We start from the raw sequence: 496 nt of genomic DNA, 5'->3' as shown, positions 1-496 counted from the left end.
CCAAATGCGCTCCCCATCCGCCTTGGCGAAGGGCAAATCGCGCGCGCGTGCGCCGGTGGCGATGATGATGTGCTTGGCTTCCAGCTCGGAGGTCTTGTCGCCCTGCTTGACGCTGAGCTTGCCCTTGCCCGTCAGCGTGCCGACGCCTTCATAGACCGTGACCTTGTTCTTCTTCATCAGGCCCTTGACGCCAGCGTTGAGCTGGCCCGCCACCTTGCGGCTGCGCTCGACGATCTTGGGCAGATCGGAACCAACCTTCTCGGCCTTCAGGCCATAGGATTCGGCGTGCTGCATATAGTGATAGATTTCCGAGGTGCGCAGCAGCGCCTTGGTCGGGATGCAGCCCCAATTCAGGCAAATGCCGCCCAGCCGCTCGCGCTCGACAATGGCGGTCTTGAGCCCGAGCTGCGCCGCGCGGATCGCGGCGACATAACCGCCGGGGCCGGAGCCGAGGATGACGAGATCGAACGTATCAGCCAAGGGAGGATCCTTCTTG

The 496-nt window shown here is 63.3% G+C and carries 1 protein-coding gene; it reads right to left on the bottom strand.

Annotated elements, in window-relative coordinates; translation table 11 throughout:
- Positions 1-480, bottom strand: a 480-nt coding sequence (locus AACY19_RS27075) for an FAD-dependent oxidoreductase (RefSeq protein WP_339454565.1), incomplete at its 3' end; no start/stop codon positions are given.
- Between the last annotated feature and the right edge of the window lie 16 nt (positions 481-496).

Source organism: Pseudomonas sp. EA_5y_Pfl2_R50, from assembly GCF_963970475.1.
Taxonomy (GTDB): domain Bacteria; phylum Pseudomonadota; class Gammaproteobacteria; order Pseudomonadales; family Pseudomonadaceae; genus Aquipseudomonas.
This window is presented reverse-complemented; position numbering and strand designations above follow the sequence as displayed.